The organism is Mariniflexile jejuense, from assembly GCF_042675665.1.
In the GTDB taxonomy this organism is placed as follows: Bacteria; Bacteroidota; Bacteroidia; order Flavobacteriales; family Flavobacteriaceae; genus Mariniflexile; species Mariniflexile jejuense.
The window spans coordinates 2,198,311-2,219,206 of the sequence record NZ_JBHTJI010000001.1 but is presented as its reverse complement, the minus strand read 5'-3'; the positions used below and the strand labels follow the sequence as shown (position 1 = coordinate 2,219,206).

21 protein-coding genes are annotated in these 20,896 nt (G+C 30.9%); 9 read left to right on the top strand and 12 right to left on the bottom strand.

Annotated elements, in window-relative coordinates:
• Positions 1-115 precede the first annotated feature (115 nt).
• From ACFQ1R_RS09490 to ACFQ1R_RS09475, 4 genes are all read left to right on the top strand, one after another.
• On the top strand, positions 116-745 hold the full coding sequence (locus tag ACFQ1R_RS09490; RefSeq protein ID WP_379925935.1) for a DUF4386 domain-containing protein: 630 nt from the start codon (positions 116-118) through the stop codon (positions 743-745).
• Entirely contained in the window at positions 746-1,789 is a 1,044-nt protein-coding gene (locus ACFQ1R_RS09485; RefSeq protein WP_379925934.1) for a serine hydrolase domain-containing protein, read from the top strand. It abuts the gene before it with no gap.
• A gap of 173 nt (positions 1,790-1,962) precedes the next feature.
• Positions 1,963-2,283 carry an ArsR/SmtB family transcription factor gene (locus tag ACFQ1R_RS09480; protein WP_379925933.1) on the top strand — a complete coding sequence of 107 codons (321 nt, stop codon included), beginning with the start codon at positions 1,963-1,965 and terminating at the stop codon, positions 2,281-2,283.
• Positions 2,284-2,309: 26 nt separating this feature from the next.
• Positions 2,310-2,807: an SRPBCC family protein gene (locus ACFQ1R_RS09475; RefSeq protein ID WP_379925932.1), complete on the top strand. Its 498-nt coding sequence runs from the start codon at positions 2,310-2,312 to the stop codon at positions 2,805-2,807.
• Between the two features lie 86 nt (positions 2,808-2,893).
• On the opposite strand, the gene ACFQ1R_RS09470 is transcribed toward ACFQ1R_RS09475, so the two are convergent.
• Positions 2,894-3,826 (bottom strand): nicotinic acid mononucleotide adenyltransferase, encoded by a 933-nt coding sequence (locus tag ACFQ1R_RS09470; RefSeq protein ID WP_379925931.1) that lies wholly within the window; start codon positions 3,824-3,826, stop codon positions 2,894-2,896.
• Positions 3,827-3,958: 132 nt separating this feature from the next.
• On the opposite strand from ACFQ1R_RS09470, the gene ACFQ1R_RS09465 reads away from it, so the two are divergent.
• Complete coding sequence (locus ACFQ1R_RS09465) at positions 3,959-4,960, top strand: NAD(P)H-dependent glycerol-3-phosphate dehydrogenase (protein WP_379925930.1); 1,002 nt, start codon at positions 3,959-3,961, stop codon at positions 4,958-4,960.
• Between the two features lie 186 nt (positions 4,961-5,146).
• On the opposite strand, the gene ACFQ1R_RS09460 is transcribed toward ACFQ1R_RS09465, so the two are convergent.
• From ACFQ1R_RS09460 to ACFQ1R_RS09430, 7 genes are all read right to left on the bottom strand, one after another.
• A complete protein-coding gene (locus tag ACFQ1R_RS09460) occupies positions 5,147-5,542 on the bottom strand; it encodes a hypothetical protein (protein ID WP_379925929.1) in 396 nt (131 codons plus the stop codon).
• A 17-nt stretch (positions 5,543-5,559) separates the two neighbouring features.
• Positions 5,560-6,150, bottom strand: coding sequence for a TetR/AcrR family transcriptional regulator (locus tag ACFQ1R_RS09455; protein WP_379925928.1), 591 nt, complete (start codon positions 6,148-6,150; stop codon positions 5,560-5,562).
• Between the two features lie 11 nt (positions 6,151-6,161).
• On the bottom strand, positions 6,162-7,577 hold the full coding sequence (locus tag ACFQ1R_RS09450) for an efflux transporter outer membrane subunit (protein WP_379925927.1): 1,416 nt from the start codon (positions 7,575-7,577) through the stop codon (positions 6,162-6,164).
• A 5-nt stretch (positions 7,578-7,582) separates the two neighbouring features.
• Entirely contained in the window at positions 7,583-10,723 is a 3,141-nt protein-coding gene (locus tag ACFQ1R_RS09445) for an efflux RND transporter permease subunit (protein ID WP_379925926.1), read from the bottom strand.
• Positions 10,724-10,736: 13 nt separating this feature from the next.
• Positions 10,737-11,861: an efflux RND transporter periplasmic adaptor subunit gene (locus tag ACFQ1R_RS09440; RefSeq protein ID WP_379925925.1), complete on the bottom strand. Its 1,125-nt coding sequence runs from the start codon at positions 11,859-11,861 to the stop codon at positions 10,737-10,739.
• A gap of 9 nt (positions 11,862-11,870) precedes the next feature.
• On the bottom strand, positions 11,871-12,368 hold the full coding sequence (locus ACFQ1R_RS09435) for a GbsR/MarR family transcriptional regulator (protein WP_379925924.1): 498 nt from the start codon (positions 12,366-12,368) through the stop codon (positions 11,871-11,873).
• Between the two features lie 185 nt (positions 12,369-12,553).
• Complete coding sequence (locus ACFQ1R_RS09430) at positions 12,554-13,267, bottom strand: hypothetical protein (protein ID WP_379925923.1); 714 nt, start codon at positions 13,265-13,267, stop codon at positions 12,554-12,556.
• 187 nt (positions 13,268-13,454) lie between these two features.
• Here ACFQ1R_RS09430 and ACFQ1R_RS09425 point away from each other — a divergent pair, with 187 nt between their 5' ends.
• Positions 13,455-13,922 carry a CBS domain-containing protein gene (locus ACFQ1R_RS09425; protein WP_379925922.1) on the top strand — a complete coding sequence of 156 codons (468 nt, stop codon included), beginning with the start codon at positions 13,455-13,457 and terminating at the stop codon, positions 13,920-13,922.
• Between the two features lie 4 nt (positions 13,923-13,926).
• Here ACFQ1R_RS09425 and ACFQ1R_RS09420 read toward each other — a convergent pair whose 3' ends face one another.
• Positions 13,927-14,277 carry a hypothetical protein gene (locus ACFQ1R_RS09420; RefSeq protein WP_379925921.1) on the bottom strand — a complete coding sequence of 117 codons (351 nt, stop codon included), beginning with the start codon at positions 14,275-14,277 and terminating at the stop codon, positions 13,927-13,929.
• Positions 14,278-14,902: 625 nt separating this feature from the next.
• Positions 14,903-15,406 (bottom strand): hypothetical protein, encoded by a 504-nt coding sequence (locus ACFQ1R_RS09415; protein ID WP_379925920.1) that lies wholly within the window; start codon positions 15,404-15,406, stop codon positions 14,903-14,905.
• Positions 15,407-15,497: 91 nt separating this feature from the next.
• Here ACFQ1R_RS09415 and ACFQ1R_RS09410 point away from each other — a divergent pair, with 91 nt between their 5' ends.
• The 3 genes from ACFQ1R_RS09410 to ACFQ1R_RS09400 all read left to right on the top strand — a co-directional run bounded on the left by ACFQ1R_RS09410 (position 15,498) and on the right by ACFQ1R_RS09400 (position 18,257).
• On the top strand, positions 15,498-16,415 hold the full coding sequence (locus ACFQ1R_RS09410; RefSeq protein ID WP_379925919.1) for an IS1595 family transposase: 918 nt from the start codon (positions 15,498-15,500) through the stop codon (positions 16,413-16,415).
• On the top strand, positions 16,412-17,524 hold the full coding sequence (locus ACFQ1R_RS09405; RefSeq protein ID WP_379925918.1) for a virulence RhuM family protein: 1,113 nt from the start codon (positions 16,412-16,414) through the stop codon (positions 17,522-17,524). The genes ACFQ1R_RS09410 and ACFQ1R_RS09405 overlap by 4 nt, the downstream gene beginning before the upstream one ends.
• 400 nt (positions 17,525-17,924) lie before the next feature.
• Positions 17,925-18,257 carry a single-stranded DNA-binding protein gene (locus ACFQ1R_RS09400; RefSeq protein WP_379925917.1) on the top strand — a complete coding sequence of 111 codons (333 nt, stop codon included), beginning with the start codon at positions 17,925-17,927 and terminating at the stop codon, positions 18,255-18,257.
• A 46-nt stretch (positions 18,258-18,303) separates the two neighbouring features.
• Here the strand turns inward: ACFQ1R_RS09400 and nadB are convergent, their stop codons facing one another.
• Together nadB and nadA are read right to left on the bottom strand one after the other, a co-directional pair.
• Positions 18,304-19,863, bottom strand: coding sequence for an L-aspartate oxidase (gene nadB, locus ACFQ1R_RS09395; protein WP_379925916.1), 1,560 nt, complete (start codon positions 19,861-19,863; stop codon positions 18,304-18,306).
• Between the two features lies 1 nt (position 19,864).
• Positions 19,865-20,791: a quinolinate synthase NadA gene (gene nadA, locus ACFQ1R_RS09390; RefSeq protein ID WP_379925915.1), complete on the bottom strand. Its 927-nt coding sequence runs from the start codon at positions 20,789-20,791 to the stop codon at positions 19,865-19,867.
• Positions 20,792-20,896: the final 105 nt, after the last annotated feature.

Sequence of the window (20,896 nt, the reverse complement as noted above, 5' to 3'; positions counted from 1 at the left end):
TTTTGAAGGTATTTAAAAATTACTTAACTTCGTGAAATACAATGTGTAAATAACTAAAATGCAGCGTGAATAAGCGTTAAAATTCCTAAAAAGAATAATAATAGACTATTCAAAATTGGCAGATATACTAACAAAACCAAGAACACTTTCAATAATTACAGGAATTAGTTACCTAATTATTTTCTTTGCTGCCATATTTGCTAATTTTTTTGTACTCGAATCAATTCTTGAAAGTCCTTTAATTACTATTCAAGACCATCATGTTATGGTTAGGTTTGGTATTGTTGCCTTTTTAATTACGGTTGTTTTTGATGTTGTAATTGCGTGGGCTTTGTTTCTTTTATTTAAAGAGCATAAATTATCAGTACTCAGCACTTTTTTTAGATTAATGCATGCTGCCATTATGGGTGTTGCTATATTTGCTTTACCCTTAGCTTTATCATCAACAACCACTTCACAAATACTTTATCAAATTAGCATATTTAATACCATTTGGTTAATTGGGTTGTTCTTTTTTGGGCTGCATTTAATTTTGTTAGGAATCATTATACAAAAACCAAAAATCATTTCTATATTCTTAATAATAGCAGGCATTATGTATATGCTTGATACAGTAGCTCATATTTTACTATCAAATTACGAAGATTATAAAACTGTTTTTTTAGCAATGGTAGCAATTCCAAGTATTATTGGAGAAATGTGGTTTGCTTTGTGGTTACTGGTGAAAGGTGGTAAAACAAACTAAATGAGAAAAAATAACAAAAAATTGATTATTAGAATAGTGTTGTTTGTAGGGACAATTACATCATTATTTTTTGTGCCTTGGGTTTTAGTTAAAGTTTGGCTAACACCATTACCAAACACTGTTCAAGAACAAGTAAACGCGTCTATAAATTACGGATTTGATGGCATTATTGTATATGTGCAGCAAAAAGAAAATCAACCAAAATTTTACGCTGCTGGTTACCACAACAGAAAAAGCAAAACACCTGCAAACCCGCATGCATTATTTAAAATAGCTAGTATTGGTAAGTTGTATGATGCGGTAGCCGTTAGTAAATTAGTAGCCAATAAACAATTGGATTTAAATCAAAACTTAGCCTATTATTTTCCAGAATTGGTTGGAAGAATAGAAAACGCCACAACAATTACACTAAAAATGTTAGTACAACACAGAAGTGGTATTCCTAATTTTACTAATACACCCAATTTTTGGATTAATCCACCCAAAACGCCCAATGAAGCCCTAAAGCGCATTTTAGATTTGCCAGCCAATTTTCAACCCGACAAAAAATATGAATACTCAAACACTAATTATTTATTAATTTCTAATTTAATAGAAAAAGTAGTTGGACATAGTAAATTTCAATTTATAAAAGAAGAAATTTTAAACCCTTTACAGCTAAAACATACATTTGGCTCTATTAATGATGTTAATCTAGATGATGTTATGAGTGGTTATTATGTTGGTGTAGAAGAAGATATTAAAACTACCAATTATGGGTCTATGATAGCTACCGCTGAAGATGTTGGAATTTTTATAAGAGCTCTAAATGATGGGTCTTTGTTTAACAATAACGAACAAGAAATTTATACATCTTTATACAAATTGGATCATACAGGGTTAATACCAGGTTATCAAAGTATTGCCAAGTATCATGAAGACATTGATACTGTGGTTATACAATTTGTTAATACAACCAATTTTGATGGATATACCTGGAGTTTAGGGGAAATGGTATATAGCCGTATGGTCAAGATATTAAAAAAAACTCAAAATGAGTTATAACCTGTAAGGGTTAACGTTTCAAAATCTAAATTAATAGTTTTTTTGTAAAAAAAACGCAATTTTTTTTGTGAAACCAAAAGGTTGCGTATATTTGCAACTAATTGGTTGCTTATTTTATGAAATGCTTCTAATCAAATATTTTGATACCAATTAAAACCAAAAAGTTTAAATAGATGAAACGAGATATTTTCCAAGCCATAGCAGACCCAACAAGACGAGCCATTTTATTATTAATAGCCACACAAGCATTAACACCAAATGCGTTAGCCCAAGAATTTCATACAACCAGACAAGCTGTATCTAAACACATAAAAATTCTAAACGAATGTGAATTATTGCAACAAGAAAAAGTTGGTAGAGAAATATATTACTCACTCAAAGTTGAAAAAATGAAAGAAGTTGAGTTGTGGATACATAAATTTAAACAATTTTGGGAAGATCGATTTGACAATTTAGATGCTTATTTAGAAAACATTCAAAAAGATAAAACATAAAATAACTAACAAAAATAATTTATAAAATGAAAAACAATCTGTTATTCGATTTTACAATAAACAAAGAAAACAATACTGTTAATGTAAAACGTGAGTTTGCTGCAAATTTAGATTTAGTTTGGGATGCCTGGACAAAGCCAGAAATTCTAGACCAATGGTGGGCGCCAAAACCATACAAAACTGTTACAAAATCTATGGATTTTAAAGAAGGTGGAACGTGGTTGTATTACATGCTTAGTCCTGAAAACGATAAGCATTGGTGTAAAAACGATTATTTAAAAATAGATATTAAAAAAAGCTATACAGGTTTAGATGCTTTTTGTGATGAAAACGGAGTAACAAATACAGAATTTCCAAGAACTACTTGGACAAACACCTTTAGTGAAAGTAATAATAAAACGCTTGTTACAATTTCGGCAACCTATGATAGTCTTTCAGATTTAGAAAAAATAATTGAAATGGGCTTTAAAGAAGGCTTTACAATGGCTCTAGGAAATTTAGACGATTATTTAGAAAGTTTATAATATCGCAAAAGTTAAATAAAAAAAGAAACCGCTTAAAGCATAAATCTTTAAACGGTTTCTAAACTAAATAACCAACCAAACTTTTATTAAACCCTTGTATTTTCGCGAGGGTTTTCTATTTTATCTTTTCTTTCTTTTCGTAATTTTTCAGTAGTAACTGTTTTACCTTTAGTATCAGTTGTTTTCATAAATTGTATATAGCCTCTTCCAACAAACTCATAAGCTGTGCCAGAAGCTGGATGATACAATTCTATCTTTCCATCATTTATAACGCTTAATTCAAAGTATTCATTGTCAAAATAATCATAATCTAATGTTAAAGTTTTTAGGTACATATTATTTGTAACATTGCCAACACCATAAAGTCCTGTATAATCCCAATATAAATTAGTTACGTTTTTGCCGTTAGCATCTTGCGAACTTCTAAACTCCGAGTCGTTTCCGCCTGCTAAAAATTGTAAATAATTTTCGTTATCAAATTCGTTTATTGCACCATAATTACTGGTATATGTTTTTTCCCAAGCTTTGTATTCTTGTAAGAAGTAGTGAATGTTATCATAAAAAACAAAATCATAATCAAAATTACTACGTTGGTAACCATTTAAAAAGTACGATGTATCGTTGTTTGGGTTGTAAAGTTCGATAGTATTATTATCAACTTGATAAATATCAAACGTTTCATAACCATCAATTACGTGGTATATATCTAAAATCATATCATAAGCATCGTAAGTTCCAACGTTTATACCAAAACCACCACCTGTATTGCCTAAACCAACTATATTGTTGTTAGCGTACACATTACCATTTCTAAACGACAAGGTAAATGCTTTTTGTAGAAAAGGTGTAGAGCCATAGCCAACGGTTTTATTTATATCTACATACCATAATTCGTATGAGTTTAATAGTTGGTTTATTGATATTCTTGGTTCTTCTTCAATATAATTTTCTTCTATAATACACGATGTAAATAGGGTAGCTGATATAGCAAATGCAAAAAGTAATTTTATAGTCTTCATAATCAAACATTTTGTGGGTTTATAGTTTAAGGTTTTCAAAACGCGTGCCAAAGTTTTTTTCTTAATGGTTTGTTCACTTAACAATAACTAATATTTTATGTATTTTTGAAGTATCAAACAACGAAACTATATATGAATAAACCTTTAAAATATGCGGTTTTTGGTGCAGGAAGTTGGGCTACAGCTATTGTAAAAATGCTTTGCGAAAATTTAGATGAAGTTGGGTGGTATATGCGCAGTGTTTATACAAAAGAACATTTGTTGCGCGAGTACCACAACCCTAATTATTTAAGTTCAGTTGAGTTTCATATAAATCAATTAAAGCTAAGCAACGATATAAATGAAATTGCAAACTATGCAGATGTATTAATTTTTGTAATCCCATCTGCGTTTATACATGCTGAACTACAAAAAATGAATGTTGATATTTCTAACAAAATAATAGTTTCGGCGGTAAAAGGTATTATTCCAGAAACAGGCTTGTTGGTTGGTGAACATTTTCATGAAGAATACAAAATCCCTTATAATGATATAGCTGTTATTGCAGGTCCATGTCATTCTGAGGAAGTAGCTTTAGAGCGTTTATCATATTTAACTATTTCATGTTCAGATGCTAAAAAGGCACAAACCATTGCCAATGCGTTATCTAGCGATTATATTAAAACCAAAATAAGCGATGATATTATTGGTGTAGAATACGCTGTTATGCTAAAAAATATTTACGCTATTGCCGCAGGTATTGCGCATGGTTTGGGTTATGGTGATAACTTTCAAAGTGTGCTTATGAGTAATTCTATTCGAGAAATGAAACGTTTTATAAAGAAAATGCATAAAATGAAACGTAACATAAACAATTCGGCGTATTTAGGCGATTTATTGGTTACAGGTTATTCGGTGTTTTCAAGAAATCGCATGTTTGGAAACATGATTGGTAAAGGTTACACTGTAAAATCTGCCCAAATGGAAATGAGTATGGTAGCCGAAGGCTATTATGCTACCAAAAGTGCCCATTTGCTAAACGAAAAAAACAAAAGCAAAACCAAGTTGCCTATTATAAACGCAGTTTACGATATTTTGTACGAAGGTAAAGATCCTAAAAAAACCTTTAAAAAATTGACAGATAAGTTGGACTGATTTGTTATTGTAAGAAACAAAGCAATATGTTTATTGGGCGTTACCCAAATTGGGTCGGGCTATACGTTACAATCTTTTTTTCGTGCCTCAAAAAAGGATTTCCACTACTATCCCTAACGCAATTTAGAACTTCCATTAAATATGTGGAGCTAAATTTAATAAAATTCCTGTCTTCACAGGAATTTGTTACTTCACCAAAACCCCACGTGCTTCCATTAAAGGAATAGGTTGCAATGCTTTTAAATTAATAGTGTTTTTTCTAAATAGATAGGTTTTGTCAAACATGCTGTTTCCTTCAAAAAAAGACACTTTAAAGGTATTATTTAAAGCAAATAATTCTTCTTGCATCAATTCAATTTTGGCATAACTTTTTTTAGGAAGCGTGTCTAATTTTTTTCGAAAGGTTGAGGTTATTTTTTCTTCGGAATAGCCTGTGGTTACAATTAAAACCATTTCTAAATCAATGTCTTTATCGTTGATGATGTATGCGTTCCAATCTTGGGTTTTATAAATGTCGTTATATTCGTTTACAATGGCAACGTAAACACCTTCAACTTTAGGGATTTCAATATCTTTCTTCATGCTGCAAAAATAGCAAACTATTCAAAATAATGGTTTTTATAATTTGAAACGGTAATGCCTCTTAAATTGTATATAATTAAATGGTTTAAAAGCTCCTTATTATTATAGGTTTCAAAAAGGTTGTTATTCTTAAAAGCAATTTCTTCAAATCGTTTAAAATATAATTCGCAAAATAAATTTAAGTTGATTTCTGGTTTAATAATGCCCAATTTTTTAGCATCATATAGAAGATTGTAAATGGTTGTTTTGGTAAAACTATCTCTAAAATCATCAAAAATTGTATTGGCTTTGGGGTAATATTTTTTCAATCCGAATATAAACGAAGGTTTAAAATGTTTTAAATGCTCAAAGCCTTTTTTATAAATTAAAATGATGCTTATTATTGGCTCATTTTGAGAAGTTACAATGGTTTTAATGTCATCTTTAAAATCTTCAATTAAAAAGATGACACTTTCTACCACTAAATCTTCTTTGCTTTTAAAATACTTGTAAATGGTTTTTTTTGAAATTCCCAATTCACTGGCTAGCTCATCCATAGTAAAACGCTTGCTACCAAACTTGGTAAAGTTTGTTACCGAACATTTTAAAACGTCTTGTTTACTAGACACTTTAAGTTATTTTATTTCCATCCACCACCTAGGGCTTCGTATAAATTTACAACCGTAAGCAATTGTTGTAATTTGCTATCAATCACGTTTAATTCAGCATTTAAAGCACTTTGTCTTGCCGTTAATAAATCTAAATAATTGGCATATCCGTTTTTAAGTAATTCTTCCGAGTTGCTTTCAGCATTTCGCAATGCCTCTACTTCTTTTTGTTTAAAGTCATACTTTCGGGTTTCGGCATTGTAAGCAAATAATGCGTTTGAAACTTCATTACCTGCAACTAACAATGATTTTTTAAAGTTTAACAAAGCTTGTTCTTGCTGTGCTTTACTTACTTCGTATTGTGTTTTGATTTTTCGCTGATTGAAAATAGGTTGTGATAAACCACCCAATAAATTGGCAAACAATGAATTAGCATTAAATAAGTTATCGAAATCTAAACTTTGAAAACCAGCTGAAGCTGTTAGTTTTAAAGATGGATAAAAATTACTTCTAGCAACATTTGTTAATTCAAACGATTGTATTAAATTATATTCTGCAGCAATTACATCTGGACGATTACTTAATAATGTTGCAGGAACACCTAATTTTAAATCAGATTTAATTGTTTGCAAATCAATTGTATTTCTTTCAAAATGCTGAGGTGCTTTTCCTAGTAAAATACTTAGGGTGTTTTCAGTTTTAAAAATTGCTGTTTCTAAATCTATTTGTAACGATTTTGCATTGTTGAATTGCGCAATATTTTGATCTACTGCTATTTGGGTAACTTGTCCAGCATCTTTTAACGCTTTAATGGTTTCTACGCCTGTTTCACGAGTTGCTATCGTTTCTTTAGTAATTGCTAATTGCGCATCTAAAGCCAACAATTGATAATAGGTTGTGGCAATATTTGAAACCAGTTGTGTTTTTACTGCTTGATGTGCAGCAACACTTTGTAAATAGCTGGCTTGATAAGCACGCTTATTGCTTTGTATTTTTCCCCAAATATCGGCTTCCCAAGATAAGGCTCCTGATAATTCAAACTGGTCAATATGGTCTACTCCAAGACTGCTTAAAATAGCACCTTGTTGTCCGTTTCCTGAAATATAAGAACGATTTGCAGAAGCATTACCGGTTAACGTTGGAAAAAATCCTGCTTTGCCTTGTTTTAAATAGGCTTCGGCTGCTGCTATTTGTTGAATAGCAATGCGAATATCCATGTTATTTTGAAGGCCTTCATCAATATATTGATTCAAATAACTATCTGTAAACAAGGTTTTCCACGATACATCTGCCATTGATATGCTATCTGTTGGTAAATTATCGGTTCTATATAAATTTTGAGTTTCAACAAATTCGGGTTGTTTATAATCTTTAGCAACAAAACAGCTTTGTAATGTTACTGAAACCATCACCAAAAGGATGGCTTTATTTTTTAAAATAGTTATCATAAGTTTTAATCTTCAATAGTTTGTATTGCTGGTTTACTCGAAACTTTTTCTTGTAACCATTGAAATAATATAAATAAGATTGGTATTACAAACACCCCTAGAATAGTACCAATAAGCATACCTCCGGCAGCACCAGTACCAATGGAGTTGTTTCCTTCAGCCCCAACACCTTTTGCTAAAACCAATGGCATTAAGCCTAAAATAAAGGCGAAAGAGGTCATTAAAATAGGGCGTAAACGTGCTTTGGCACCATGAATAGCGGCGTTAACAATGCTCTCGCCGTTTTTTCGTCTTTGAAGTGCGAACTCTACAATTAATATGGCGTTTTTAGCGAGCAATCCAATTAACATGATTAAGGCAATTTGGAAATAAATATTGTTTTCCAATCCAAAAAGTTTTGTACTTATGTAAGCGCCAAATACACCAAAAGGCAATGATAATACTACTGCAAATGGTAATAAATAACTTTCGTATTGTGCGCTTAATAAGAAATACACAAACAAAATACTCAATATAAATATGAAGGTTGTTTGGTTGCCGGCATTTACCTCTTCACGCGTTAAACCAGAATAAGCAACTGTATAATTACTTGGTAATTTTGCAACTTCTTCTTCAATAACTCTAATAGCATCACCTGTACTAAATCCGTCGTTTGTTGCACCAGTGATAGTTGTTGAGTTAAATAAGTTGAAACGTGTAACCGATTGTGGTCCATACACACGTTTTAAGTTTACAAACTGTGTAATTGGTGTCATTTGTCCAGAATCTGTTCTAACATACATGCTATTTAAAGCTTCTTCATTATCTCTATCTTCTGGTAACGATTGAATATAAACACGGAATTGTTTTCCGAATCTAGAAAAATCTGAAGCATACACACCGCCTATATACCCTTGCAAGGTTGAAAAAATGCTATTAATAGGCACGCCTTTTTCTTTAGCTAAAGGTACATTAACTTCCATTTCATATTGTGGATAATTAGTATTGAAGGATGATTGCGCGTATTTAATTTCAGGATGCGCCATTAAAGCCATAGCAAATTCTTTATTAACTTTATCCAAATCTGTAAATTCTCCACCAAACTTATCCAATAAATTCACCTCAAATCCTGCTGAATTACCAAACCCACGAATACTTGGAGGTGAAAAGAAAATAATATTTGCTTCTGGTACAGATGCTGCCATTCCAAATAATTTACCTGTAATGGCTTGTACAGAAAGTGAAACATCTTCACGTTTACTCCAATCATCAAGTTTTATAATTCCGAAACCGTAATTACTACCAGAACCACTAATTAAACTTCTACCTTTAATGAAGTTAACAGCTGCTACGCCATCTAATCCATTAATTTTATCGTATAGTTTTCTTGCTACGGCGTCAGTTCTGTCTAAAGATGAACCTGCGGGTAATTCGATATTGGCAAAAATCATTCCTCTATCTTCATTAGGCACAAAGCCTGTAGGAGTTGTTTTGGCTGACCAAAAAATACCTACTATAACGATTACTAAAAGTACGGCAGATACCCATTTTCTTTTGTATAAAAACTGAAGTGATTGACCATATTTATTTACAGTTGCGTTAAATCCACGATTGAAAAGTGTGTAAAAACGTTGCAACGGATTTTTGCCTTTTAGTTCATCGTCTTCTTTATGTGCTTTCAATAATAATGCGCATAAAGCTGGACTTAATGTTAATGCATTCACTGCAGAAATAAGAATAGCAATAATTAAAGTCACTCCAAATTGTTTATAAAAAACTCCTGTTGGTCCAGTCACAAAAGTTACTGGAATAAATACTGCTGCCATTACTAAAGTGATGGATACAATGGCTCCAGATATTTCGGTCATAGCTTTCAATGTTGCCGTTTTAGGGTTCTTTTCGCCTTGATCTATTTTTGCATGTACTGCTTCCACAACCACAATGGCATCATCTACTACAATTCCAATAGCTAGAACCAAAGCGAACAGTGTTAATAGGTTAATGGAATACCCAAAAACACTTAAGAAAAAGAACGTACCAATAATGGAAACGGGTACAGCAATAGCAGGAATTAAGGTAGAACGAAAATCTTGTAAGAAAAGAAATACCACCAAAAACACTAATAAAAAGGCTTCCAATAAGGTGCTAACTACTTTATCTATCGATGCGTTTAAGAATAAACTCGTATCGTATGGTACAAATATTTTTAAGCCATTTGGAAGGTCTTTTTCAACAGTTTCTAAAGTGGTCTTAATATTTTCAATAATTTCTTGTGCGTTCGATCCTTTTGTTTGAAAAATTCCCATAAATACCGCAGGATGCCCCAAACTCATAGCATTGGCAGAATAAGATTGTGCATCTAATTCAATACTTGCAACATCACTTAAATGTAAAAACTGCCCATTACCTAATGCTTTTACAACAATATCGGCATATTGTTTTTCATTTTTAAAACGACCACTATATTTTAAAACATATGAAAATGCTTCGCCATTGTTTTCACCTAATGAACCCGCAGCAGCTTCTAGATTTTGTTCCTTTAAAACAGCCGTGATATCTGAAGGTATTAAATTGTAAGCTGCTAATTTTTCTGGTTTTAACCAAATACGCATCGCATAATCTTGCTGTGAAAACACACTAACATCACCCACACCATTAATACGTTGCATGGCTGGAATAACGTTTATTTTTAAGTAATTTTGAATAAAGGTGGCATCATATTCTTCTTCATTTTCAGAGTACATAGACACAAACATTAAAGCACTTGTTTGCTGCTTTTTGATGGTTACACCTGTTTGAATAACTTCTTGTGGCAATAAAGAATTTGCACTGGCTACACGATTTTGAACGTTAACGGCAGCAATATCTGCATCTACTTCTTGATTAAAATATACCGTTATAGAGGCTGTGCCATTATTTGAAGCTGTAGAAGTAATGTATGTCATACCTTCTACACCATTAATTTGCTCTTCAATAGGAATAATAACACTTTCTAATACCGTTTCGGCATTAGCACCAGGATACGATGCTGTTACCTGAATTGTTGGTGGTGCAATATCTGGATACTCTTCTATGGGTAAACTTGAAATACTTATAAAACCTAGTATAAGTATAATGATAGAAATAACTGTAGAAAGTACAGGTCTTTCAATAAATGTCTTTAACATAATTTATAAGTTTCTAGTTTTTGAATAATGTTTTAATAGGTTTAAGAATACTATCGAATGGAACATCTTGAGGTGTAATAGCCATGTCATTTCTCAATTTTCCAACACCTGTAGTTACTATTTTATCACCTTCTTTTAAGCCTGATTCTACAACATATAAATTATCAATAGTTGCTTTAATTTTTATGATTGAAGATGTTACTGTATTGTTTGCTCCTAATATAAAAACCATCACATTACCTTGTTGTTCATAAGTTGCTTCTTGAGGAATAACAATGGCATTTTCATAATTGGTTGGTACTTGAATTTTTCCGCTATTTCCATTGGTTAAAAGCTGATTTGGATTGTTAAAAACAGCTCTAAAACTTACAGTTCCCGTATTTTGGTTTATTTGACCTGAACTGGTTTCTATTTTGCCTTTTTCAGCAAAAACAGTTCCATTGGCTAATACTAAATTAACCTCTGGGAAATTGATGATTTTTTCTTCTAAATTTTTACCTGTAGCATTTTGTAGGAAGTTTAAGTAATCGGCTTCATTCAAACTATAAAAAGCATAAACTTGTTTAATATCACTAACGGTTGTTAAAGGTGTAGCATCACTTGAACTTACCAAAGAACCCTCTCTAAAATTAATTGCGCCAACATAACCATCAACAGGACTTTTCACGGTTGCATAATCAATATTAGCAGCAATACTGCTATAATTGGCTTGCGCTTGTGCTAAATTGGCTTTGGCAGTTTCTAATTGTACGGGGCTTATAATGTTTTTTTCTACTAAAGGAATTAATTTATCAACCTCAACTTTTGCCACATTTATTCGGGCTTTTGCTGCACCAGCATCTTGACTTAACGATTGGGTTTCTAGTTTAAATAAGGCTTGACCTTTACGTACTTTTTGACCTTCATCAACCAAAACTTTTTGAATGTAGCCAGATACTTTTGCACGTACATTACTGTTTACAATACCTTCAATATTGGTTGGATATTCTTGAAAGCCTGTTACTGTTTTAAGACTAATTACCGCTACAGGTAACGTTGGTGCTACCTGTGCTACTTGTTGGTCTTGTTTTTTTCCACAACTTGATAACACTAGTGTTAAACAAATTGTTGCTATTGAATATAGGTTGATTTTTTTCATGCTGATTCCTTAAAATTTATTGTTTTTTGTTGTGATTTTTGATCTTAATTTTAATACAGATTTGGTAACTTCATCTAAAAATTGAATATAATCATCATGAAATTCTAAATCGAATTTTGAATCTTCTTCTAAGTTTCCTGAATTATTTGAATGGTTCTTGTAGTCTCTAATTTCAAGATGTAATTCTTTTTGATTTGTCCAAGATTCAACCATTTCATCAATACTTTGAACAATAGAATCTTTATTAATGATGAAGTATTTTTTTCTATCACCCAATTTAGTGAAATACACAATTTTTTTTAAATCTTGTAAATGGTTTAAGTGAGTAGAAATGGTGCTTTTACTAGCACATAAATCGGATACTAAATCTTCAAAAGTAGTTCCTGATTTTCCTTTAAGGATAATATATGCTTTAATACGAGCTGCAACAGGTGCTAATTGATCTTTGCTTTCTAATGAAATACCCAACTTTTCAATAAGGGCACTTTTTTGTTTACAAACTATCATTTTAAATAATTTTTTGGCAAAATTATCAATAAGTTCGGAACAAACCGAACTAAACGAAGTTAAATAATTGTTAAATGAATATTAAGCTATATTTTGTGATTTTGAAAAGTAAAAAGCAACAAAAAAGCCTATGCTAGTTTAGTAAAGCATAGGCTTAAATAGTAATATGTAGAAAACGGGATGTTTTATTTTTTAGGTTGCGCAGCTTGCGATTGTAATACTTGTTTTTGGCGTAGTAATTCGTTTTTTGTTAGTTGTATTAAGTTGAAATTAGGCGAATTTTTGTAAGCAGCATCCAAAACATCAACAGCTGCATCAATGTTTGCTTTTTTGTCTTTGTTATAAAGTAATAATGCATTTAGATACATAAAAGCCGATTTTAAAGAAACCTCGTAAGGTGTTTGGGTTTCGTAAAATGCTTTTTTCATATCGTCTTTAGCATTTGCTAAACCATAGGTAATATGTTTTTCTGCTTCGGCAAGTTTTTGTGTTTGCAAATTAAGTTCAGCAAGTTCGTAAGCCAAAAGTGCATTTGGATTTCTTTTAAAAAGCTCTTCAAAATGTCCAATAGCTAATTCGGGTTGTTTTAAAGATTTTAATGAAATTCCCTTTACTTCAAGGGCAATATCAGAATCATCAACCATACGTTCATAACCTATAGTGTTTATAGCTTGAACATATTTATCTTCACTCATATAAATGTAAGCCAAGGTATCTTTTCTTGCTACTGAAGGTGCTAATATATTTAAATGTGTCATGGCATTAATTACACCTTGCACATCGCCTTGTACTTTCATTTGTTTGTAATAAGCTTCATAATGTTTTATTAAATCTGTGTTGCTTTGTGCACTCATTAAAAATCCACTAACCAATAATCCGAATACCAATAATTTTTTCATTTTTATAATTTATTTTAAAGTGCTAAAACTATAAAAATTTAACATTTAAAGTCTTAAAAGAGTATTAAATATTTCATTTTTTAATCAAATAATTATTTTTTTAATGATACAGGTATTTGTTTTAGAACAAAACAATTTTTATTAATCAAAAAAAATAATTACATTAGGAACGATAAATTTGTGAATTATGGGAATTAAAAGTTTTTTAGGAGCTAGAAAAAATCAACAAAATGCAACTGTAGATGTACCTATAAAGGTTAGCGATTATATGTCAAGAAACTTGATAACCTTTAAATCGGAAGAACTTATTGAAAAAGTTATAGATTCCTTAATTAAGAATAGAATTTCTGGCGGACCAGTAGTTAATGATAAGCATGAATTGGTTGGAATTATTTCAGAAGGCGATTGTATAAAGCAAATAAGTGAAAGTAGATACCATAATTTACCAATGGAAAACAATACCGTAGAAAAATGTATGGTTAAAAATGTTGAAACTATTGATGGTAATATGAATATTTTTGATGCAGCCAACAAGTTTTTAGAATCTAAACGTCGTCGTTTTCCTATTGTAGAAAATGGAAAGTTGGTAGGTCAAATAAGTCAAAAAGATATATTGAAAGCAGCAATTGCTTTAAAAGGTCATAATTGGAAGTAAGTACTTAACTTTCTCGTTTTACCAATGCGTAATATTCATCTTCTAAAGGTAAATAGCCTTGGTCGTAAACAAAATAATATACAGTTCCAACTTTTGTAGTATAGGTACTTGTGAAAAAATTAAAATCGAAACCATGTTGAATAAGTTTAGTTCGCGTGGTTTTTGTTTTTTGGTCTGGGTTTAGCGTTTCCAAAATGCGCCAATTTTTCCTAAGTCTGTTATTTATGTTTCTTATCAGATTTTTAGAATCTTTATTGATAGTATTATTATATGCATTACGGCAATAATCGCTACAAAATTTTTTGTCGCTTCTGCCAATAATTTTTTCTTCACACTCCAAACATGTTTTTAACATAATTATTTTTACATAAATATATAAATTTATTTTTATATGAAGTTCCCCTATTTTAGGGACTTATATACCACTTTACACCGTTATCTGGCTTTCAGAAAACGATTCAATTTACAAAAAAGCTAGGCTATGAAAAAAGAGTTTAGTTTTTCATTATTCCATAAGAAATTAACAGGATTAATGAAGCAAGAGAAGAAGTGTAAAATAGATATCGAAAAAAAACATATAGGAATCTTGGTTTTATCACACCAGTATGTAAATTGTTATCGCCACGCATTCGTTTTGATAGACTTTCCAAATCAAATTTTATTGTCTGATTTAATAAATCAATTGTATTATATAAGTAAACAGCACCCGAGAAAATACTTAGACCTATCGAAATTAAAGTATACGAAAATAATTTATGATTTAGATATGAAAACACCTCATTAGATTTAAACGCTATAAGTATTGTTAGTAAACCAGTTAATAATGTCAATATGTGCTTAATCCAATTTTCGGTTGATATGTTTTTATCTTTTCTTAAATCAGATATAATATTCATTTGTTTATCTATATACTTAGCTAATTCGTTTTCGTCCATAATTTAAAAAGCTTTAAAATTAATTTATAATAAAAATGAGAGAAATTATTTTTTTATTAAAGAATCGCATTGAGTTTTGGAACTACGCAAAGAATCGACCTTTTTGGTTTGGCTGGAAGTTGAAATACTGTCTACTATATGTATTATTTCATCTTTTGATAATTGTTTGTTGTTCGATTTATTTATTGGCTTGAAGTAAGCAAAGAAAGCTATCATTAAGCTAAGTGCTGATAAGAAATATGGTAAAAGTTGACTTTTAGCTTGAAATTTAGAAATTAGAAAATCAAAATTTTCTTTATCAACTCTTTTTTCTTCTTTTAATTCTTCTAATTTAAGATATTTATTCCAACCACCTGCTTTTAAAACCTGTTTACCCTTTAATGTAATAGAGAATTGAGTTCCCCCAATATTTTCTATAATACCTCTTTTAACCAAAATATTCCAAGCAATTTTGTCTTCTTCACTATATGAAGTCATGTATAATGTGTCGTTTTCTTGGAATTTTTGTAAAAACTTATATGCGTAAGCCTCGTTAAAATAAAATGCCATAAATATTTATATTAAATTAGAACATTATTACACCAAATATTTGTTTATTGTGTAATTAACTACTATATTTGTTATATCAAAATACAATACAATGTTTAACAAAGAAGTAAAATCAGTTTTAGACCTTATAAAAGCCTTTCCAACAGAGCAAGCTTGTATTGACCATTTAGAAATATTACGTTGGAACGGTAACGTAGTAAGTCCTTTTGATGCTACTTCTAAAGTATATGATTGTAAAGGAAATAAATATAAATGTAAAAACACAGGAAAATATTTCAATGTAAAGACTAATACTATTTTTGATAACACTAAAATTGAATTACAAAAATGGTTTTTAGCTATTTGGATTGTTACTTCACATAAAAAAGGTATTTCAAGTTTACAATTAGGGCGTGATTTAGGCATTACTCAAAAAAGTGCTTGGTTCATGTTACAACGTATTAGAAACTGCTTTGGTTTAGATGATACCGACCAATTAAGCGGTGAAGTTGAAATTGACGAAACTTATGTAGGTGGTAAAATGGGAAATAGACCTTCAAAAATAAGAAACAACCAAACTGAAGAAATAAAAGAGCATTACAAAAAATCTGCTGTTTTAGGCATGGTAGAGCGTAATGGCGAAGTAAGGGCTAAACACGTACAAGATACTACTCAAAACACTTTAATACCTCAAATAATTAATAACATTAGTTTTGGTTCAACTATCTATTCAGACGAATTGAAAGCATATAATGTTTTAGATAGAGTTTATGACCATAAAGCAGTATCACATGGTAGAGGCGAATATGTAAGAGGTCGTATTTCTACAAACTCAATAGAAAGCTTTTGGGCGTTATTAAAGCGTGGTATTTACGGTATTTATCATTTTACTTCTAAAAAGCATTTACAATTATACGTTGATGAATTTGTGTTTAGATATAATACTCGCAAAGGTTCTGAAAATGATAGATTTAATTTACTTTTGTGTAACATCGAGAATAGAATAACTTATAAAGAATTAATTAAATGAGTAATTTAGAAGAACAACAGAATTTTTTGTTTTATACCGCTGATGATGGCACTACAAATATTCAAGTTATTGTTGATGAAGATACTGTTTGGGCTACACAAGGTTCAATGAGCGATATTTTTGGAGTTGAAGAAAACACGATAAATTATCACATTAACAATGTATATTCTGATGGAGAGTTGGCTAAAAGTTCAACTACTCGAAAAATTCGAGTAGTTCGACAAGAAGGAACTAGGCAAGTTAATAGAGAGCTGGATTTTTATAACTTAGACATGATTATATCTGTAGGTTATAGAGTAAGTTCACCGAAAGCTACTCGTTTTAGAATATGGGCTACTACTGTTTTAAAAGATTATTTAATAAAAGGATTTGCTTTAGATGATGACAGATTAAAACAAGGAAAAACTTTATTTGATAAAGACTATTTTGATGAGTTAGTTGAGCGTATTAGAGAGATACGGGCATCTGAAAGAAGATTTTATCAAAAGATTACAGATATATACTCAACAGCAATTGATTACGACCCAAAAGCAAAAGTTTCACAAGATTTTTTTGCAACGGTTCAGAATAAACTTGAATATGCTATAACACATCATACAGCTTCCGAAATAATAAAATTAAGAGCAAATGCTTCGTTGCCTAATATGGGGTTAACAAGTTGGAAAAACGAGAAAAAGGGCGGAAAAATATTAAAATCAGATGTTTCAGTTGGTAAAAACTATTTTAAGCACGAAGAGATATCAGAATTAAATATATTAGTCAATATGCTGTTAGACTTTGCTGAACTACAAGCTAAGAGAAATAATGGTATGACTATGTATGATTGGGTGAAAAAACTAGATTCTTTTATTCAATTTAATGATTATGATATATTGAAAAATAAAGGAACTGTTAGTGCAAAAGTTGCTAAAACATTTGCTGAAAGGGAATATTCTAAATTTAGAATAGTACAAGATATCGAATTTAAATCCGATTTTGATAAACTCGTTGAAAAAACAAAAAAAGGTGAAATACCTCCGCCACCTAAAATAAAATCAGAAGAACCTTTATCAGACTTTAATCAAAAACTAAAACAAGGGTTAAATTACAATCCTAAAGACGAAAAATAAATTTTACACCCAGTATTAGCTGTTTAGTCAGGGCTACGCCTTACCTTGAAAACGGAAAGGGCATTGATAAGTGTAATAAGTTCCTAAACATTAAAGATTTAATTCTGTACTTGTAAAAGTACTCGCAAGAAGCACACAGATATTCTGATACTGTGGAATTAAATACTTTCCTAAAAAAAAGCACTTTTTACAGTGCGAAATTAAACTTTGCAATTTAGTGTAAACTTATATATAGTTCCCCTATTTTAAGTTATTTAAAGCGATTTAAACGAATACAAATATTTACAAACGAACACAAACGTTTACTAACCGATTATAATTTTAAAGCTGTTGCATCTTTGCCATGTCGAAACATAAGAACTCGATAGTATTAACTGTTTAACGATTAAAAATTAAAATTATGAACACACTTAAAAACAAAGTACAGTTGATTGGTAACTTAGGAAATGATCCAGAAATCATCAATTTAGAATCTGGAAAAACATTAGCAAAATTCAATATTGCTACAAATGAAAGCTATACAAATGCTAAAGGCGAAAAAATTACAGATACGCAATGGCATAATGTAGTAGCCTGGGGAAAAACGGCTCAAATAATTGAAAAATACGTAACCAAAGGAAAAGAAGTAGCTATTGAAGGTAAATTAACTTCGCGTAGTTATGATGATAAAGATGGTAATAAACGTTACATTACAGAAGTAGTTTGTAGCGAATTATTGTTATTAGGAAAATAATATTTTGTTTTAAAAAATAAATGAGGTTTTTAGTATTTTAAGAGCCTCATTTATTTATATTATCTATGTTATAATAACCACCTTTATTTTCAGTACGTTCTAATGAATGACTAATGATTAAATGAGCAATATTTACCATATTTCTCAACTCACAAAGTGAGGTTGAAATTTTAGATTCTTTATAGAGTTCTTCAACTTCACTATAAATTAAGTCAAGATGCTTAATGGCACGTTTTAAACGTTTGTTGCTTCTTACAATGCCCACATAATCACGCATTAAAGCTTGCATTTGTTTTAAATTGTGTTGTACCAAAATATGTTCTTTTGGTATTACAGTACCTTTATCATTCCAGTCTGGAATTAATACATTGGTAGCATTATAGTCGTTTTCACTATGGAATTTAAAAATATTATGAGCATAAACCAATGCTTCCAATAATGAGTTTGATGCTAATCTATTAGCGCCATGAAGTCCTGTTCTTGTACATTCGCCACATGCAAATAAATTGGCAATACTAGTGCTTCCGTTTTTATCAACTTCAATACCACCACATAAGTAATGCGATGCAGGAACCACTGGAATCCAATCACTTTCAATTTTTATATGATGTTCTAAACACTTATTATAAATGTTTGGAAAATGCTTTTTAAACTCGGTCATATCCAAATGTGTACAATCTAAATACACATGCGATTCGCCCGATTTTTTTAATTCACTATCAATACTTTGGGAAACAATATCTCTAGAGGCTAATTCGGCACGTTCATCGTAATCTAACATAAAACGATGCCCAGATTTATTGCGTAAATACGCACCAAAACCTCTTACAGCTTCAGAAATTAAGAATGACGATTCACCTTTTGCTTCATATAATGCTGTAGGGTGAAATTGTACAAATTCCATGTCTTTAATTTTTGCTTTGGCTCTGTAAGCCATAGCAATACCATCGCCCGTAGCAATAATAGGGTTTGTAGTATGGCCATAAACACAACCAATACCGCCAGAAGCCAGCAAAGTACTGTTAGCTTTTATGGTGAAAATGTTATCTGTTTTTTGGTCGAAAACATAAGTACCGTAACATGATAATACTTTAGAGTTATCATCAATAATGTGATGGTTTGTAACCAAATCGATAGCAAAATGGTGTGGTAAAATGGAAATATTTGGTAATTGATGTGCGCGTTTTAGTAATGCACGTTCAATTTCATAACCTGTAATGTCTTTGTGATGTACTACGCGATATTCTGAATGTCCACCTTCTTTACCTAAATCAAATTCACCAGCAGCATCCAAATCAAAATTTGCGCCCCAAAGTAAAAGTTCTTTTAAGCGTTTTGGGCCTTCTTCAATAACCATCTTAACAACAGCTTCGTCACATAAACCATCGCCAGCAATTAACGTATCTTCAATATGTTTATTAAAAGAGTCTTTTTCTGTATCTAAAACAACAGCAACACCGCCTTGTGCATATTTGGTGTTCGATTCGTCTTCATTGGCTTTGGTTACAATAATAATAGTTCTTTCAGGAAATTTTTCAGCTATTTTAACTGAAAATGTTAAACCTGCAATACCCGAACCAATAACTAAATAATCTGTTTCAATCATGTTATTTTGATAATTCTAACATACGCTCAATAGGTAATAATGCTCTTGTTCTTATTTTTTCTGGAACATCAATTTGAGGTGATTCATTTAACATGCAATCATATAATTTTTGAAGCGTGTTCATTTTCATAAAATGGCATTCGCTACAAGCGCAAGTGTTATCTTCTTTAGCAGGTGCAGGAACCAATTCAGTATTGGGCATTTCTTGTTGCATTTTGTGCAGAATACCAGCTTCAGTAGCTACAATAAATTTTTCTTTTGGATGTTGCTTAACAAAATTTATCATTCCAGAAGTAGAACCTATATAAGTTGCAGTATTTAAAATATGCGTTTCCGATTCTGGATGTGCAATAATTTTATGGTCTGGATATTTTTTATGAAGTTCAATTAATTTATCAATAGAAAACGCTTCATGTACAATGCAACTTCCATCCCAAAGCAACATGTCACGTCCTGTTTGGCTAATAATGTATTTACCTAAATTTTTATCGGGTGCGAATATAATTGGTGTTTCCTTCGGAATAGAATTTACAATTTTTAGTGCATTTGAAGATGTGCAAACAATATCACTCAACGCTTTAATTTCAGCAGAACAATTCACGTAAGTAATAACCACGTGGTCTGGATGCGCTTTTGTGAATTTCTCAAAAGCATCTGGTGGACACGAATCGGCCAACGAGCAACCTGCTTTTAAATCGGGTAGTACAACTATTTTGTCTGGACTTAAAATTTTGGCGGTTTCTGCCATAAAATGAACGCCTGCAAATACAATCATGTCTGCATCAGTTTCGGCTGCTTGTTGCGATAATTGTAAACTATCACCAACATAATCTGCAATATCTTGTATTTCTGCAACTTGGTAATAATGCGCAAGTATTACAGCGTTTTTCTCTTTTTTAAGACGATTTATTTCTTTTACTAAATCCATGAATTCTATTAATCTTCAACATTTTACACAAGAAAATATTCCTGTGGTATTCGTAATATTTTACAAATATCTTAATTAAAATTTTATTGAAATGTGAATCCTTAA